Genomic DNA, 16329 nt, shown 5'->3' on the forward strand with positions numbered 1-16329 from the left:
AAAAGGAAAACCCTGACAGGTGCCAGCATGCCAGCGTCACGACGCTGCGGGACGCACAACCTGCCCCTGGGCGCGGCGCGGCCGCAACACTTGTGTCATGGCTGTGCGAAAGCGTGGCCGCCTGTTCACGCAGGGCAACAGGCATCGGAATTGCCGAGGTCGACGCGATGCGAACCGTGCGCGGCGCTGGCGTGGGGCCAGGTCTTGAGGCGGCTGTCGAAGGGTGCGTGCGCGGCGCGGTACGACGCACTGGGTCGGATGGCCGGCGTTGGAGCCGGTCGCCATCGGCGCCCTGGCCGAGGATCACCCGGCGCTCCGCGCGAATCGCGCGTCAGGGCCGGGTGAACGTGGCGTGAAGCATGGAAAGCGCCGGCATCCCGCCGGCGCGGCACGGCGTCAGAACGGGTTGTTCGACGCGCGCGTGGCGGCCTGCGAGCCCATCTGCGAATGCATCAGCGGCCCGATCAGCCGGTCGCTCGCCCACATGTGGGAGGTGGCCGTGGCGTTGGCGACCAGCGTCTTGTCGGTGCACACCGGCGGCAGCGAGGTCGCCAGGCAGGCGGCGTCGGTCGAGTTGGACGCACCGTAGATCGACGGGAACCGGCTCATCGTGCCCATCAGCTCGTCGGTCAGGATGAGGCCGATGTAGTGCCCGTCGTTGCGGATCTTCAGGCGCAGGCCGGCGTTGAAGCGGCGCGAGAGCTCGGTCAGCAGCGCGGCGCGGTCGGTGTCGGCGTTGGCGGCCTTCTCCTTGAGCGCGAACGGCGACAGCCCCATGTCCTGCGTGGTCGACAGGATGATGCGGCCGTTGGCGTCGACGATGCGGTTGACCTGCGCGGCCAGTTGCTCGCCGCGGGCCTGCGCCGCGTTGCCCAGCGTGCCGGCGTCCTGCGCCGGGTACTGCGCGTAGAGCTCCAGCACGTCGTTGGCGCCGGCCAGCACGGTCACCAGGTCCTTGCTGTTGAAGCCATCGAGCGCGAACTGGCGATCGATCTGCGCGGCGACGTCGGCGACCTTGGCGCCCGCCGCGGCATACATGCGGCCGGTCGGCGTGGCGAGCTTGTCGGCGTTGCACTCGCCGAACACCAGGCCGAAGAAGGTGGCCAGCGACTGGGTCCAGACCGGATTCAGGCCGCAGGTGACCGCGCCGGTGGTCGTGTCGGTGCCGTTGATGGAGTACTTGCTGCCATCGCTGCGCAGCGCGCTGGCCTCGTCACCGAAGGCAATGATCCGCGTCGGACGGAAGGGGTCGATCTGCTGGCCGCCGCCGCCGCAGGCCGCCAGCATCGCGGTCGCACCCAGCAGCACGGCCAGGTGGCGCTTCAGACTCTTCATGAACTCTCCAAATCTCGAAAACTCAGCGGGGCGAAAAAGCCGCCGCCGCGCGGGACAAGCGGTCCCGCACCCCATCCCAGGCAGCCTCCTGCGGAGGCGCCTCGATCCAGATCTCGGTCGCGCCGGCCGCGTCCAGCTCGCGCAGGATGGCGAACAGCTGCCGCGCCGCGGCCCGCGCCTGCGCGGGCATCGCCCGCTGCAGCGCCGGCGCCACGTCCGTCCCTGCGAAGGACGTGCGGGAATATACCGCCAGCCCCGCCGGACACCCGCCCGCCAGCGCGTCGCGCAGCGCGTCGGTCGACATCAGCCGCACCGTCGCGTGCGGCGCATAGTGCGCCGCGAGTGTGCCCGAGGCCCGTGGCGCCTGGGCGTCGGGCGCGTGTAAAGCCATGCCGGCCGCGGTCTCCAGCTGCGCCGGCGTCAGCACGCCGGGCCGCAGCAGCACCAGGCCGCCACGGCTGACGTCGACGATGGTCGATTCGATGCCGACCTCGCAGGGCCCGCCGTCGAGCACGGTCAGGCCCGGCTCGAATTCACCGGCGACATGCGCGGCGGTGGTGGGGCTGACGCGGCCGAAACGGTTGGCGCTGGGCGCGGCCAGGCCTTCGACGCCCAGCGCGCGGCACTGCGCCATCAGCGCGCGGAAGACCGGATGCGACGGGCAGCGCAGCCCGACCGACTCCTGCCCGCCGGCCGCCGCCGCGGCGATGCCGGGGACGCGCCGCACGATCAGCGTCAGCGGACCGGGCCAGAAGGCCTCGATCAGCCGGTGCGCGACCGGGGGCAGGTCCTGCGCGAACACGCGGGCGCCCTGCTCGTCGAGCACATGGACGATCAGCGGATGGTCGCTGGGACGGCCCTTGGCCGCGAAGATCTTCGCCACCGCCTCGTCGCGGTCAGCGCGCGCGGCCAGGCCGTAGACGGTCTCGGTCGGCACGCCGGCCAGCTCGCCGGCAGTGAGCACCCGCGCCGTCTCGCGCACCGCCTCGGGCGACTGGCCGTCGAGCACCGTCACGCCGGCCTCCGTCACCACGTGTCCGGCAGGCCGAGGAGCGCGCAGGCGCGGCGCGCGTGCTCGCGCGCTTCCTCGGCGGTGGCGCCGATCACATTGAGGTGGCCCATCTTGCGGCCCGGGCGCGCCTGCGCCTTGCCGTACAGGTGCAGCTCGGCGCCGGGCAGCGCCAGCACGCCGGCCCAGTCGGGCGCGCGTTCACGGCCGGCGGCGTCGAACCACAGGTCGCCCAGCAGGTTCAGCATGACCACCGGCGAATGCAGGCGCGGCTCGCGCAGCGGCAGGCCGGCCATCGCGCGGACCTGCATCTCGAACTGCGACAGGTCGCAGGCGTTCATCGTGTAATGGCCGGAGTTGTGCGGCCGCGGCGCCATCTCGTTGACTACCAAGCGACCGTCCTTCAAGACGAAGAACTCGACGCACAGCACGCCGACGTAGCCCATGCCGGTCGCGATCGCGGCGGCGGAGCGGCGCGCCTGCGCCTGCAGCGCGGCATCGACGTCCGGCGCCGGCACCTCGGTCACCGCCAGGATGCCGTCGCGGTGCAGGTTCTGCTGGACCGGATAGGTGACGACCTCGCCACCCGCGCCGCGCACGACCAGCACGCTCAGCTCCAGCGCCAGCGGCAGCATCTGCTCCAGCACGCAGTCGACGCGGCCGAGCTCGTCGAAGGCGGCGGCCAGTTGCGCGCGGTCGGCCACGCGGCGCTGGCCCTTGCCGTCGTAGCCCAGGCGGGCGGTCTTCAGGATGCCCGGCAGCAGCGCGTCCGGCACGGCGGCCAGGTCGGCCGGCGCGCGCAGCACCGCATAGGGCGCGCAGGCGACGCCGCTGGCGTCGAAGTGGGCCTTTTCGCGCGCCCGGTCCTGGCAGATCGCCACCGCCGCAGCGCCCGGCGCGACCACGCGGGTGCGCGCCAGCTGCTCCAGCGCGCGGGCCGGGACGTTCTCGAATTCCGTGGTGATCGCGTCGCAGCGGCGGGCCAGTTCCTCGAGCGCGGCGGCGTCCAGGTAGTCCGCCTTCAGATGGTCCTGCGCGACCGCGCCAGCGGGGCTGGCCGCGTCCGGGTCCAGCACGACGCAGCGGTAGCCCAGCGCCTGCGCGGCATGGACGAACATGCGGCCCAGCTGGCCGCCTCCCAGCACGCCCAGCGTGGCGGCGCCCGGCAGCAGCGGCATCAGCGCAGCTCCTCGGTCATCGCGGTCGCGGCGGCGGTCTGCCGCTGGCGGAACGCGTCGAGCCGGTCGCGCAGCGCGGGGTTGTCCCGGGCCAGCACGGCCACGGCGAACAGGGCCGCGTTGCCGGCGCCCGCGGTGCCGATCGCGAAGGTCGCCACCGGGATGCCCTTGGGCATCTGCACGATCGAATGCAGCGAGTCCACGCCCTGCAGGTGGCGGCTCGCCACCGGCACGCCCAGCACCGGCACCAGCGTCTTGGCCGCCAGCATGCCCGGCAGGTGGGCGGCGCCGCCGGCGCCCGCGATGATGGCCTTCAGGCCGCGGGCCTCGGCCTGCTCGGCATAGCGGAACATCTCGTCGGGCATGCGATGGGCCGAAACCACCCGCGCCTCGAACGGCACGCCGAACTCGGTGAGAATGTCGGCGGCGTGTTTCATGGTCTCCCAGTCACTGCTGGAGCCCATGACCACGCCGATGACGGGGGCGATGTCGGGAGTGGTGGCGCTGCTCACGGGTCGGTCCTCGATCTGTCAAATCGTGAAACCTTGAATTGTAGGCGGGCAGCCTCAGGTGCCGTTCTTGCCGCCTGGCGAGCGTCGCCGGCCTGTCCCGTCCTCCCCCACCATGACCGACATCACCCTCCAAAACTTCGAAGCCGACCTGCTGCAGGCGTCCATGCAGCAACCGGTGCTGCTGGACATCTGGGCGCCGTGGTGCGGCCCCTGCCGCACGCTCGGCCCGATGCTGGAGAAGCTGGAGGTGGCCTATGCCGGCCGCTGGAAGCTGGCCAAGCTCAACAGCGACGACCAGCCCGAGATCGCGACGCAGCTGAGCCAGGCCTTCGGCGTGCGCTCGATCCCGTTCTGCGTGATGTTCGTCGGCGGCCAGCCGGTGGACGGTTTCGTCGGCGCGATCCCCGAGGCGCAGATCCGCGAGTTCCTGGACCGCCACGTGCCCACCGGCGAGGCCCTCGAGGCCGAGGAGGACCTGGCCGAGGCGCAGGCGCTGCTGGAGGAAGGCGATGCCGACGGCGCGCTGCAGAAGCTGCAGGCGGCGGTGCAGGCCGATCCCTCGAACGAGGTGGCGCGTTTCGACCTGATCCGCGCGCTGCTCGAGGACGACCAGTTGGCCCACGCCAAGGCCGCCTTCGCGCCGGTGGCGCACCTGGCCGCGGACACGATCACTCCGCATGCGCGCTTCCAGGCGCTGGCCGCCTGGATCGCGGCAGCGGAACGCGCCGAGCAGGGCCTGGACCCGGCGGCGCTGCAGTCGGCCATCGCCGCCAACAAGCGCGATTTCGAGGCGCGCTTCGCGCTGGCCCAGGGGCTCTTCGCCGGCCGCGACTTCACCGGCGCGATGGACGAGCTGCTGGAAATCATCATGCGCGACAAGACCTGGAACGAGCAGCTCGCGCGCAAGACCTATGTCGCGATCCTCGAGATCATGACCAAGCCCGCCCAGCCGGCGCATGGCGCCGCGGCCCCGCAGGCCGGCGCGGGCGGCCTGCAGCTGTCCGGCCCGAGCGTCGTGGCGCCGGCGGATCCGCTGGTGGACCAGTACCGCCGCAAGCTGAGCATGGCGCTGTTCTGAGCAGCGACCCGCCCGTCCGCGACAACGCCCCGGAGAAGTCCGGGGCGTTTTTTTTATGACGGTTTGAAGATTCATTTGTGATGTGGCGGATCGCCTGCGGCGCGCGTGCCGGCGCTGCGGGTGGTCGCTGCTTGTCGTCGTTCTGTCGCGCTTGCTGGTGACAGTGCGGGGCTTTCGGATTTCCCGATTCCTCCCCTCACCGCACGCGACCGATGAAGCACCCGATGCCCACCGCCCTGGTCCTGGCCCTGAGCCTGGCCCATGCCGTCCCCGCCGCCGCCCAGACCGCGACGTCCACCCCCGCCCCGCTGCCGGCCGACACCGCCAGGACCGAGGCCACCGCCACCGCCACCACCACCTCCACCGGCGGCGAGCGCTCCGAGCTCGAACGCGTCACCGTCTCGGTCGGCCGCGGCCAGCTGCGCTCCGTGCAGAGCCTGACCCAGGCCGAGTTCGACAACGCCCTGGCCGGCAGCAGCCCGCTGGCGACGGTCGCGCGTCTGCCGGGCGTGAACTTCCAGTCCGCCGACGGCCTGGGCAACTACGAGTGGTCCACGCGCTTCACCGTGCGCGGCTTCTCGCAGAACCAGCTCGGCTTCACCCTCGACGACGTGCCGCTGGGCGACATGTCCTACGGCAATTTCAACGGCCTGCACATCAGCCGCGCGATCGCCAGCGAGAACGTCGGCCGCGCCTCGCTGTCGCAGGGCGCCGGCGCGCTGGAAGCGGCCTCGTCGAGCAACCTGGGCGGCACGCTGCAGTTCTACTCGAGCGATCCGCTGGAGCGCTTCGGCTTGCGCGCCTCGCAGACGATCGGCAGCGACTCCGCCGCCCGCAGCTTCCTGCGCGTGGACAGCGGCCGCTCGGCGCTGGGCGAGTTCGCCATCAGCTATGCCGACCAGGACGCCGACAAGTGGAAGGGCCACGGCCAGCAGAAGCAGGAACAGTGGAACCTCAAGTGGGTCAAGGCCATCGGCGACAGCCGGCTGTCGGCCTTCGTCAACACCTCGCGCCGCAAGGAGGTGGACTACCAGGACCTGTCGCTGGACCTGATCAAGCGCCGCGGCGACACGCTGGACAACTTCTATCCGGACTTCGCCGCTGCGGTCAACGCGGCCAACACGCTGTGCGGCGCCAACGGCAGCACCTACGTCGCCGCCTGCGACGACCAGTACTACGCCGGCGCCGGCCTGCGCAACGACGACCTCGCCGGCGCGACGGCCGACCTGCGCCTGGCCGGCAACATCACCTGGAAGACCACCGCCTACTACCACCGCAACAAGGGCATGGGCCTGTGGTTCACGCCCTACCAGGCCTCGCCGGACGGCACGCCGATCTCGGTGCGCACCACCGAATACGGCATCCATCGCTGGGGCGTGGTCTCCAACGCCGAATTCGACCTCGGCGACCACCTGGTCAAGGCCGGCGTCTGGTTCGAGGACAACGACTTCGACCAGGCCCGCCGCTTCTACGCCGCATCGCCGTCGACCAGCGTCTACCGCTTCCCCAGCAACCCCTTCCTGACCCAGTGGCAGTACGCGTTCAACACCAAGACGTCGCAGTTCTCGCTGTCGGACACCTGGTCGCTGAGCAAGGACCTCACCGTCGGCGCCGGCTTCAAGGCGCTGAAGGTCAAGATCGACGGCCAGCGCGAGGTCGGCAACGACATGCCGTCCGGCTCGATCACCGCCGAGAAGGGCTTCCTGCCGCAGCTGGGCATCAACTACCGGCTCTCGGCCAACAACGAGCTCTACGGCACGCTCGCGCGCAACATGCGCGCCTACCAGGGCGCCGCCACCGGCACCTCGCCGTTCGCGACCTCGGCCGCCGGTTTCGACGCCATCAAGGGCAGCCTGAAGCCGGAGACCTCCGACACCCTCGAAGCGGGCTGGCGCACCAGCGGGCGCGGCTACGAGGGCTCGGTCAGCGCCTACCTCGTCAACTTCAAGGACCGCCTGCTGAGCGTGCAGCAGGGCAGCGGCATCCAGGGCAACCCGGTGGTGCTGTCCAACGTCGGCGACGTGCGCGCCACCGGCATCGAAGGCGCGATCTCCTTCCGGATCGCGTCGGCGCTGACTTGGTACAACAGCGTCAGCCTGTCCAAGTCGACCTATCGCGACGACGTCGTCACCGGCGCCGGCGCGACGCAGGTCGTCGTGCCGACCCGCGGCAAGCGCGTGGCCGATGCGCCGGACACGATGCTCAAGTCGCAGCTCGGCTACGACGACGGCGCGCTGTTCGGCACGATCGGCGTGGACTACATGTCCAAGCGCTACTACTCGTACACCAACGACGCCTCGGTGCCGGACCGCACGCTGGTCAACGTCAGCGCCGGCTACAAGATGAAGAACGTCCCGATGCTGCGCGAACTGAGCCTGCAGGCCAGCGTGAGCAACGTCTTCGACAAGCACTACATCTCGACCATCGGCTCCAACGGCTTCACCAACAGCGACCCGACCGGCACCTACGCCACGCTGCTGCCGGGCGCGCCGCGGCAGTTCTCCCTGACGCTGACCGGCAAGTTCTGACGCCATGCCGCATGACGACGATGTGCTGAAGGCCGGCGCGGCCGGCGCCGCGCGGCTGACGCGCCGCCGCCTGCTCGCGAGGTCGCTGGCGGGCTCGCTGGCGGCGCCGATCGCGGCGCCGCTGGTGAGCGGTCCGCTGGCCGGCTGCGCGACCGAGGTCGCGCGCCCGCAGGCCTCCGCCTCCGCGGGCGCCCCAGCCGATGCGACGACGCCGCCGCGTTTTCGCGTCGCCTTCGGCTCCTGCGCGAAGCAGTCCAAGCCGCAACCGATCTGGCGCGCCATCGGCGAGGCGAGGCCCGACCTGTTCGTCTTCCTCGGCGACAACCTCTATGCCGACGCCCGCGACGAGGCCACGCTGCGCCAGCGCTACGCCGAGTTCATGGCGGTGGAGCCGCTGCAGGCCTTCCGGCGCTCGACGCCGCACCTGGCGATCTGGGACGACCACGACTTCGGCGATGACGACGAAGGCGCCGACTATCCGCTCAAGCAGCTGTCGCAGCAGCTGTTCTGCGATGCCTGGGGCGAGCCGGCGGACTCGCCGCGCCGGCGCGCCGACGGCATCTACACGAGCCAGGTCTTCGAGGCCTTCGGCCGGCGCATCCAGGTGATCCTGCCGGACCTGCGCTTCAACCGCACGATGCTGACGGCCGATCCCTCGCTGAAGTCGAGCTACGCCGCGATGGTGCTGCGGGCCAAGCTCAGCGGCCAGCCGATGACCGGCTGGTACGTGCCCGACCCGCGGCCGGAGGCGACGATCCTCGGCGAGGCGCAATGGCAATGGCTGGAAGCGCAGCTGCGCGTGCCGGCGGACGTGCGGCTGATCGGCTCCAGCGTGCAGTTCGCGGCCGACGGCAGCGGCTGGGAATGCTGGGCCAACTTCCCGCGCGAGCGGACCCGCCTGGTCGAGCTGCTGCGCACGACGCGCGCCGAGGGCGTCGTGTTCCTCAGCGGCGACATGCACTACGCGGAGCTGTCCTCGGTGGATGTCGACGGCGGCTACCCGCTCTGGGACGCGACCTCCAGCGGGCTGACCGAGGTCTGGGACATCCCCACGCCCAACCGCAACCGGCGTTCGGCAGTGATGGCGGAACTCAACTTCGGCCTGCTGGACATCGAGCCCGTCGCTCGCCACGGCGCGATGCCCGCCGCCACGGCCGACGGCGCGATGCACGTCGTCGCGCCCGACGGCGCGATGGCCAACCCCGCGCCCGTCGACGGCGAAGGAGAGCATGATCTGCGCCTGCGCTTCGCGCTGTGCGACGTGAACGGCCGCGCGAGGATCACGAAGGAACTGCGCCTGTCCGACCTGCGCTGGCCGGACCGCGCGAAGGCCGCGGCCGCCTCGATGGCAAGGCCCGCCGCCGAGGAGAACACCTGATGACGCTGACCCGACGCACGCTGCTCCAGGCCGTGCCGCTCACCCTGCCCGCCGTCGGCGGGCTCGCTCCGTTCCCGGCCGCCGCGCAGGGCGGCCAGCCGGCGTCGGTGGCGCTGGACGCGCTGATGACCGCCGCGCGCAAGGAAGGCCGCGTGCACAGTCTGGGCATGCCCGACGACTGGGCCAACTGGCGCGCGACCTGGGCCGACCTGCAGCGGCTCTACGGGCTGGCGCATGTCGACACCGACATGAGCAGCGCCGAGGAGATCGCCAAGATCGAGGCCGAAAAATCCAACGCCAGCGCCGACATCGGCGACGTGGGTTTCGAGTTCGGCGCGATCGCCAAGGCGCGCGGCATCACGCAGCCCTACCGGCCGACGACCTGGGCCGACGTGCCCGACTGGGCCAAGGATGCCGAGGGGCATTGGGCGCTGGCCTACACCGGCACGATCGCGTTCGCGGTGAACCGCAAGCGCCTGAAGGAGGTGCCGCGCAGCTGGCAGGCGCTGTTCGCGTCGCCGGCCCGCGTGATGATCGGCGAGGTCGGCCGCGCGGCGCAGTCCAACGCGGCGGTGCTCGCGGCGGCGGTGGCACTGGGCGGCGACGAGACGCGACTGCAGCCGGCGCTGGCGGCCTTCGCGCGCCTGGCCAGGGACAAGCGCCTCATCGCTACCAACGCGACGCCCGCGCTGATGGAGCGCGCCGAGGCCGACGTCTTCCTGCTGTGGGACTTCAACGCGCTGTCCTACCGCGCGAAGCTGCCCAACGCGTCGGACTACGAGGTGCTGATCCCGTCCGATGGCTCGATCACCAGCGGCTACACGACCATCCTCAACCGCTGGGCGCCGCATCCGAACGCGGCGATGCTGGCGCGCGAATACATCTTCAGCGACGCCGGCCAGATGAACCTCGCGCGCGGCCATGCGCGGCCGATCCGCATCGCCAGGCTGCCGCTGCCGCCAGAGCTGAAGGACCGCCTGGTGCCCGAGGCGCAGTACGCCAAGGCCCGCGCGCTCAAGCCGGCGGTGTGGACCGAGGAGGTCAAGAAGCTGCCTCGCGCCTGGCAGCGCGACGTGCTCGGAGCGGGCCGATGACGATCGCCGCCGCCGACGTGCGGGGTGGCACGGCACCGACCGCAGTAAAGGGCGGCACGCACGGAGCGACACGAGTCCTCGCGCGGCGCAAGCGCGTTGTGCGGCGGGCTTCGCCGCGCCTCAACGTGGACGCATGGCGCTGAACGCGCGCACCGCCTGGCGCTCGGCCCTGCCGCTGCTGCTGTTGACCGCCGCGGCGCTGGTGCTGCCCTTCGGCTGGCGCGCGGTGTCGGTGCTCGGTGCCTGCCTGGGCCGCGGCGACGGCTGCGCCCTCGGCGAGCTGACCGCCGACAGCTATTACCTCGAGGCCGCCTGGAACACCTGGTGGCTGAGCAGCGCGTCGGCGTTGATCGGGCTGGTCATCGGCACGGGCGCGGCGATCGCGCTGCTGCGCCTGCCGCGGCTGGAGCGCCCCGTGACGCTGCTGGCCAGCCTGGGCTCCAACTTCTCGGGCGTGCCGCTGTCGGTGGCCTTGCTGCTGCTCTTCGGCGCGCAGGGCGTGGTGACCGGCTCGTTGCAGGCGCTGGGGCTGTCGCCCTGGATCGACCTGCAGGGACTGGGCGGGCTGCTGCTCGCCTACGTCTGCTTCCAGGCACCGCTGGCGGCCCTGCTGCTCGTCGCGCCGGTGCGGATGCTCGACGCGACACTGGCCGACGCGGCGGCCACCCTGGGCGCCAGCCCGGCGCTGTACTGGCGGCGTGTCGGCCTGCCGTTGCTGCTCCCCAGCCTGGTCGAGGTCTTCGGCCTGCTCTTCGCCAACGCGGCCGCGGCCTTCGCCACGCCCTTCGCGCTCAGCGGCACGGCGGCGCATGTGCTGGCGGTGCGCATCGCCGCGCTGGTCAGCGGCGACATCTTCGCGCAGCCGGAGTTGTCCGCGCTGCTCGCGCTGCTGCTCTTCGCAATGCTCGCCGTCGTGATCGGGCTCACGCGCGGCATCGCCGCCCACCTGCGCCGCGCGCCCGGCGATCCCTCACGTCCAGCCGTGCCCGGAGGATCGGCATGAGCGCCGCGAGACCAGGGCACTCGCCGGACCGCGTGCCCTCACGCTCACGGCTACGATCGCTTCGCCCGACCTTCCCGGGCCTCGCACTCGCGGCGCTGCTCGTCGTGGTGCTGATGCCGATCCTCGCGCTGCTGCTCTACGGCGCGAGCACGCGCTGGGATCGTCACTGGTGGCCGGAGGGGCCTACGCTGCGCTGGATGGCCGAGGCGGCTCTCGACCCTCGCGTGCAGGCCGCGCTGCTGCGGACCGCGGTGCTCGCGCTGGCCAGCGCCGCGCTCGCCCTGGTCTGCGGCGCGATGGCGACGATCCCGACGGCCATCGCCGCGCAACTCGACAAGCTCGACGCCGTCGACGGCGCCGCGCGCACGGCCCGGCTGACGCAGCTGCTGGACCTGCTCGCGCTGCTGCCCTTCGCGATCGCGCCGGTGGTGATCGCGATCAGCGCGCTGGAACTGTTCGTCGGTCAATGGGGCGGCTGGCTGCCGCTGCCGCTGGTGTACGTCGCGGTCGTGGCGCCGACGCTGTTTCCGCTGGTGCACAAGACCTTGCAATCGGCGCTCGCGCAGCTCCAGGCCGCGGCGCTGATCGAGGCCGGCCGCACGCTCGGCGCCAGCGACGGCCACACGCTGCGCCGCGTGCTGCTGCCGATGCTGGCGCCCGCGCTGCTGGCCGCCTTCCTGCTGGCCTGGGTGACGGCCGCGATGGAATTCGCGATCGCCAACCTGCTGCTGGGCGGTCAGCTGGAACTGCTGCAGCCCCTGATGAACAGCCTGCGCAATGCCAACGGTCATCAGGCCGCGGCGCTGATGGTGATGACCTTCGCCGGCGTCGGCGCGGTCGTGGTGGCCATTTCAAGACTCTCTCGCCGATGGACCTGATGCCCCAACTTTCCATTCGTGATGCGCGCCTGGCCCTGGGCGGCCGGCCGGTGCTGCGCGGCATCGATCTGTCGCTGGCGCGCGGCGAGGTGGTCGCGCTGCTGGGCGCCTCGGGCTGCGGCAAGACGACGCTGCTGCGCGCGATCGCCGGGCTGCAGCGACTCGATGCCGGCACGCTCACGATGAGCGGGCAGCAGGTGCAGTCGCTGCCGCCGCAGCAACGCGACATCGGCATGGTCTTCCAGCATTACGCGCTGTTCCCCAACCTGACGGTGCGCGAGAACATCCGCTTCGGTCCGCTCGCCCGGGGCGAGGAGCCCGCGGTGGCCGATGCCCGCGCCGAGGAACTGCTGGCGCTGGTCGAGCTGCAGGCGCTCGCCGACCGGCTGCCGCCGGCCCTCTCGGGCGGCCAGCGGCAACGCGTGGCCCTGGCGCGGGCGCTGGCGACGCAGCCCATGCTGCTGCTGATGGACGAGCCCTTCTCCGCGCTCGACGAGCATTTCCGCCTGCCGCTGCGGCGGCAGTTCCGGCAGCTGCAGCGGACGCTCGGCCAGAGCTGCGTGATCGTGACCCACGACCGCGAGGAAGCGTTCGAGATCGCCGACCGCGTCGCGGTCATGGTCGACGGCGTCATCGCGCAATGCGCATCGCCGCGCGAGCTGCGCCGCGCGCCGGTCAATCGGCGCGTCGCCGATTTCCTCGGCTTGTTCAACCGCCTGGACGCGCGGACGCTCGATGGCGCCTGGCGGCGCGACAGCGGCCACTGGATCGCGCCGGTGGACGCGCTCATGTTGTCGGAAGCGACCAATGCCCATCCCGAGGATCCGCGCCGCGATGGGCTGCACTTGCGCGCGTCCGTGCGCGCGAGTTACCCGGGGCAGCAGCGTGTCACCTGCGAGCTCGAAGGCCCGGGCGGCCAGGGGCTGACGCTGTGGCGCCGGCATGAGGACCCCGACCTCGCGCCCGGCGGCGAAGTCCGGCTCACCATCGCCGAGGCGGCGCTGCGCTGGATCGACGACTAGTCGGCGGGCATTCGCCTCACCTCGCAAGCGCCTGGACAGGCGGCCGCCCTTTGCGATTCGCTCCCGCCGTCGGCCACGGACGGGCGCCTGGAGATCAGCTTGACGGCGCCAGGTCCGCCGGAGTCCGGGCCGGTGCCAAAGCCAGCAGCTTCTCGCCCATCCGCGCGAAACGCGCGCTCGGCAGCGCCGCGAATTCCGCGCGCGGCATCCACCGCACGCCCTTCACCTCCGCCAATTCCGGCTGCACCGGCTGCGTGGAATCGGCCGCGAAAAGATAGATGAAGTCGTGGTGGACATGGTCGCCCTCGCCCTTCGCGGGGTTGGCGCGGATCGCGTGCGACTCGCCTCACGCTCCTGCGGATGCACCTCCAGGTAGCGGTTCAGTTGATCGAGCGCGTGGGCGCGCAGGTCCGATGCGGTCATATGGAGCGAAGGCGGTGCAGTGAGCAGACCCACATTCTGTTGCCATCTCGTCCCATCGCAACGAAGCGGTTCGCCCCCGCGAGCACCCCGCCTCGGGAACGGGTTTTGCCTTGAGCCCTGACCCCGTCCCGAGCAACATCGCCAGAACGACGAAGAAGGAGGACTCGATGGACGCCGCCTCGCTCAAACTCGGTCTCGTCGGCAATTGCGCCGTCAGCGCGCTGATCGACGACCGCGCCCGCGTCGTGTGGTGCTGCGCACCACGCTTTGACGGCGATCCGGTGTTCCATGCACTGATCGACTCGCCCGACGGCATCGGCCTGGACGGCACCTTCCAGGTCGTGCTCGAGGACTTCGCCCGCAGCGAGCAGGCCTACGACCATGGCACCGCGGTCCTGCGCACCCGGCTGTACGACACCCACGGCAATGCGATCGAGATCACCGATTTCATGCCGCGCTTCTTCCTCAACGACCGACCCTACCGGCCGATGATGCTGGTGCGCCGGATGCGGCCGCTGCAGGGCCATCCGCGCATCCGCGTCGTCCTGCGGCCGGTCATCCAGTGGGGCTCGGCGCATCCGGCGCGCACGCGCGGCAGCAACCACCTGCGCTTCGTCGGCCCGGAAGGCACCATCCGCCTGACGACCAACGCGCCGCTCACCTACGTCCAGCAAGAGACCGCCTTCGCGCTGGACATGCCGATGAGCTTCATCTTCGGCCCCGACGAGACGCTGGACCGCGCCGTCGAGGACACCGCGCGGCTGCTCGAGGAAAAGACCATCAGCTACTGGCGCGACTGGACGCGCCGCCTGGCCATCCCGCTCGAGTGGCAGGAGGCGGTGATCCGCGCAGCGATCACGCTGAAAATGTGCCTTTACGAGGAGACCGGCGCCATCGTCGCCGCGATGACGACCAGCGTGCCGGAGGCGCCCCACACGCAGCGCAACTGGGACTACCGCTACTGCTGGCTGCGCGATGCCTTCTTCGTCGTGCGCGCGCTCAACAGCCTGTCCGAAACCGGCACGATGGAGGACTACCTGCGCTGGATGCGCAACATCATCGGCCAGTCCCAGGACGGCCACGTGCAGCCGCTCTACGGCATCGGGCTGGAGGCCAAGCTCACCGAGTACCTGGTGCCGCACCTGCGCGGCTACCGCGGCATGGGCCCGGTGCGCGCGGGCAACCAGGCCTTCGAGCACTTCCAGCACGACGTCTACGGCAACATCGTGCTGGGCTCGGCGCAGGCCTTCTTCGATCACCGCCTGCACCAGCGCGCCGGCATCGACGAGTTCGCGCTGCTCGAGCGCGCCGGCGAGCAGGCCTTCGCGATCCACGACAAGCCCGATGCCAGCATGTGGGAGCTGCGCACGCGCGCCCGCGTCCACACCTCGTCGGTGCTGATGAACTGGGCCGCCTGCGACCGCCTGGCCAAGATCGCGCGCGTGCTCGGCCTGCCGCAGCGCGTGGCGCTCTGGCAGGAGCGGGCCGACCTGATCAAGCGCAAGATCCTGGACCACGCCTGGAGCGAGCACCGCCAGGCCTTCGTCGAGAGCTTCGGCGGCAAGGACCTGGACGCCAGCGTGCTGCTGATGACGGAGGTGGGCTTCATCGACCCGCGCGACCCGCGCTTCGTGAAGACCGTCGACGCGCTCGAGGCCTCGCTGTGCGACGGCCCCTACATGCGCCGCTACGAGGCGCCCGACGATTTCGGCAAGCCCGAGACCTCGTTCAACATCTGCGCGTTCTGGCGCATCGATGCCCTCGCCCGCATCGGCCGCTACGGCCAGGCGCGCGAGCTCTTCGAGGCGCTGCTCGCCTCGCGCAACCATCTGGGCCTGCTGTCCGAGGACACCCATCCGGTCACCGGCGAGCTGTGGGGCAACTTCCCGCAGACCTACTCGATGGTGGGGATCATCAACGGCGCGATGCGGCTCTCGCGGCCGTGGGATTCGGAGATCTGAATCGCCCCGCGCGACGCCGCCTCAGGTCAGCAGCACGCGCCGCCCGAGCGCGGCGAGCGGCCGCTCCACCGCGCGCTGCAGCGCCGGTCCCAGCATCAGCGGCTTGAGCGTCATGCGCACCGCGAGGTCCATCGGCAGGTGCGCGCCGACCAGTGCGATCGCTTCGCGCGCGAGCGCATCGGCCTGCGCGATCGGTGCCGGGCCGCCATCCGGCGCGCCGCTGCGCAGGCGTCCGTTCACCGCGTGCCGCAGCGCGATCGACGCGTCCTCCTTGCGCAGCTCGAGCGCGCGCCGCACCAGCGCGGTGAGCACGCGGCCGCGATGCAGGCCCTCGATCCCGCGGTACTTCATGAAGTAGGACAGGAAGTGCTTGTAATGCCGCACCTCGTCGCAGCGGATGCGCCAGAACAGGTCGCGCAGCACCGGCTCGTCGCAGGCCTCGTGCAGCGCCTGGTAGTACGTCGTCGTCCCCATCTCGACGATGCAGCGCGCCACCATCTCCTGGCCGCGCGTCGGCTCCAGCTGGTCCATCGTGCACAGCCGCGAATACTCCTCGAAGAAGCCGGCGTAGGCGCTCGCCCAGTCGAAGCCCGGCCACACCGCCTCCACGTAGGCCCGCAGCGCGGCGCCATGCTGCAGTTCCTCCGGCTCCCAGTGGTCGCGCAGCCAGGCGGCGACCTCGGGGTCATCGTCGAAACGCTCGATCAGGTTGCGGGTGTAGGTGTCGCTGCCGCTTTCGATGAAGGAGGCACTGCACACGAGCAGGAACAGCGCGTCGTGCTCGCGCACGAGCTTGGTGTCGATGCGGGACAGCTGGAGGTCGGAGAGCGACCAGGGCGTCGGGGACATGGTGGCGATCATGCCGCGAGTCGCGGCAATCGGTGTGCGGAGGGAGGTTCGTCGTCTGCCCCCTCGTCGGTGTCCTTCACG

General features: G+C 71.2%; 13 protein-coding genes. 8 read left to right on the forward strand and 5 right to left on the reverse strand.

What is annotated here, in order from left to right:
* Window positions 1–396: 396 nt before the first annotated feature.
* From FHT38_RS19980 to purE, 4 genes are read right to left on the reverse strand one after another with little or no spacing between them, the layout of a single operon-like run.
* Entirely contained in the window at window positions 397–1335 is a 939-nt protein-coding gene (locus FHT38_RS19980) for an SGNH/GDSL hydrolase family protein (protein ID WP_091727856.1), read from the reverse strand.
* Between the two features lie 22 nt (window positions 1336–1357).
* Window positions 1358–2350: an L-threonylcarbamoyladenylate synthase gene (locus tag FHT38_RS19985; RefSeq protein WP_183493008.1), complete on the reverse strand. Its 993-nt coding sequence runs from the start codon at window positions 2348–2350 to the stop codon at window positions 1358–1360.
* 11 nt (window positions 2351–2361) lie between these two features.
* Window positions 2362–3522 carry a 5-(carboxyamino)imidazole ribonucleotide synthase gene (locus FHT38_RS19990; RefSeq protein ID WP_183493009.1) on the reverse strand — a complete coding sequence of 387 codons (1161 nt, stop codon included), beginning with the start codon at window positions 3520–3522 and terminating at the stop codon, window positions 2362–2364.
* Entirely contained in the window at window positions 3522–4010 is a 489-nt protein-coding gene (purE, locus tag FHT38_RS19995) for a 5-(carboxyamino)imidazole ribonucleotide mutase (protein WP_091731619.1), read from the reverse strand. The genes FHT38_RS19990 and purE overlap by 1 nt, the downstream gene beginning before the upstream one ends.
* Before the next feature lie 136 nt (window positions 4011–4146).
* On the opposite strand from purE, the gene FHT38_RS20000 reads away from it, so the two are divergent.
* The 8 genes from FHT38_RS20000 (at window position 4147) to FHT38_RS20035 (ending at window position 15399) form a co-directional block, all read left to right on the forward strand.
* Complete coding sequence (locus tag FHT38_RS20000) at window positions 4147–5112, forward strand: tetratricopeptide repeat protein (protein WP_183493010.1); 966 nt, start codon at window positions 4147–4149, stop codon at window positions 5110–5112.
* Between the two features lie 224 nt (window positions 5113–5336).
* Window positions 5337–7640 (forward strand): TonB-dependent receptor, encoded by a 2304-nt coding sequence (locus FHT38_RS20005; RefSeq protein ID WP_183493011.1) that lies wholly within the window; start codon window positions 5337–5339, stop codon window positions 7638–7640.
* Window positions 7641–7644: 4 nt separating this feature from the next.
* Entirely contained in the window at window positions 7645–9018 is a 1374-nt protein-coding gene (locus FHT38_RS20010) for an alkaline phosphatase D family protein (RefSeq protein WP_183493012.1), read from the forward strand.
* A complete protein-coding gene (locus FHT38_RS20015) occupies window positions 9018–10112 on the forward strand; it encodes an ABC transporter substrate-binding protein (protein ID WP_183493013.1) in 1095 nt (364 codons plus the stop codon). The genes FHT38_RS20010 and FHT38_RS20015 overlap by 1 nt, the downstream gene beginning before the upstream one ends.
* A 133-nt stretch (window positions 10113–10245) precedes the next feature.
* Window positions 10246–11115: an ABC transporter permease gene (locus tag FHT38_RS20020; protein ID WP_183493014.1), complete on the forward strand. Its 870-nt coding sequence runs from the start codon at window positions 10246–10248 to the stop codon at window positions 11113–11115.
* Entirely contained in the window at window positions 11112–11993 is an 882-nt protein-coding gene (locus FHT38_RS20025; RefSeq protein ID WP_183493015.1) for an ABC transporter permease subunit, read from the forward strand. The genes FHT38_RS20020 and FHT38_RS20025 overlap by 4 nt, the downstream gene beginning before the upstream one ends.
* Window positions 11993–13015: an ABC transporter ATP-binding protein gene (locus FHT38_RS20030; RefSeq protein WP_183493016.1), complete on the forward strand. Its 1023-nt coding sequence runs from the start codon at window positions 11993–11995 to the stop codon at window positions 13013–13015. The genes FHT38_RS20025 and FHT38_RS20030 overlap by 1 nt, the downstream gene beginning before the upstream one ends.
* 590 nt (window positions 13016–13605) lie before the next feature.
* Window positions 13606–15399, forward strand: coding sequence for a glycoside hydrolase family 15 protein (locus FHT38_RS20035; protein ID WP_183493017.1), 1794 nt, complete (start codon window positions 13606–13608; stop codon window positions 15397–15399).
* Between the two features lie 21 nt (window positions 15400–15420).
* On the opposite strand, the gene FHT38_RS20040 is transcribed toward FHT38_RS20035, so the two are convergent.
* Entirely contained in the window at window positions 15421–16248 is an 828-nt protein-coding gene (locus FHT38_RS20040) for a ferritin-like domain-containing protein (protein WP_183493018.1), read from the reverse strand.
* Between the last annotated feature and the right edge of the window lie 81 nt (window positions 16249–16329).

Origin of the sequence: Mitsuaria sp. BK041 (genome assembly GCF_014193085.1) — a bacterium.
In the GTDB taxonomy this organism is placed as follows: domain Bacteria; phylum Pseudomonadota; class Gammaproteobacteria; order Burkholderiales; family Burkholderiaceae_C; genus Roseateles.

What these genes read in the sequence shown, in the direction of transcription:
- FHT38_RS19980 (WP_091727856.1), bottom strand. Translation starts at nt 1,335, where the DNA reads ATGAAGAGTCTGAAGCGCCACCTGGCCGTGCTGCTGGGTGCGACCGCG.
- FHT38_RS19990 (WP_183493009.1), bottom strand. Translation starts at nt 3,522, where the DNA reads ATGCCGCTGCTGCCGGGCGCCGCCACGCTGGGCGTGCTGGGAGGCGGC.
- FHT38_RS20000 (WP_183493010.1), top strand. Translation starts at nt 4,147, where the DNA reads ATGACCGACATCACCCTCCAAAACTTCGAAGCCGACCTGCTGCAGGCG.
- FHT38_RS20005 (WP_183493011.1), top strand. Translation starts at nt 5,337, where the DNA reads ATGCCCACCGCCCTGGTCCTGGCCCTGAGCCTGGCCCATGCCGTCCCC.
- FHT38_RS20010 (WP_183493012.1), top strand. Translation starts at nt 7,645, where the DNA reads ATGCCGCATGACGACGATGTGCTGAAGGCCGGCGCGGCCGGCGCCGCG.
- FHT38_RS20015 (WP_183493013.1), top strand. Translation starts at nt 9,018, where the DNA reads ATGACGCTGACCCGACGCACGCTGCTCCAGGCCGTGCCGCTCACCCTG.
- FHT38_RS20020 (WP_183493014.1), top strand. Translation starts at nt 10,246, where the DNA reads ATGGCGCTGAACGCGCGCACCGCCTGGCGCTCGGCCCTGCCGCTGCTG.
- FHT38_RS20025 (WP_183493015.1), top strand. Translation starts at nt 11,112, where the DNA reads ATGAGCGCCGCGAGACCAGGGCACTCGCCGGACCGCGTGCCCTCACGC.
- FHT38_RS20030 (WP_183493016.1), top strand. Translation starts at nt 11,993, where the DNA reads ATGCCCCAACTTTCCATTCGTGATGCGCGCCTGGCCCTGGGCGGCCGG.
- FHT38_RS20035 (WP_183493017.1), top strand. Translation starts at nt 13,606, where the DNA reads ATGGACGCCGCCTCGCTCAAACTCGGTCTCGTCGGCAATTGCGCCGTC.
- FHT38_RS20040 (WP_183493018.1), bottom strand. Translation starts at nt 16,248, where the DNA reads ATGTCCCCGACGCCCTGGTCGCTCTCCGACCTCCAGCTGTCCCGCATC.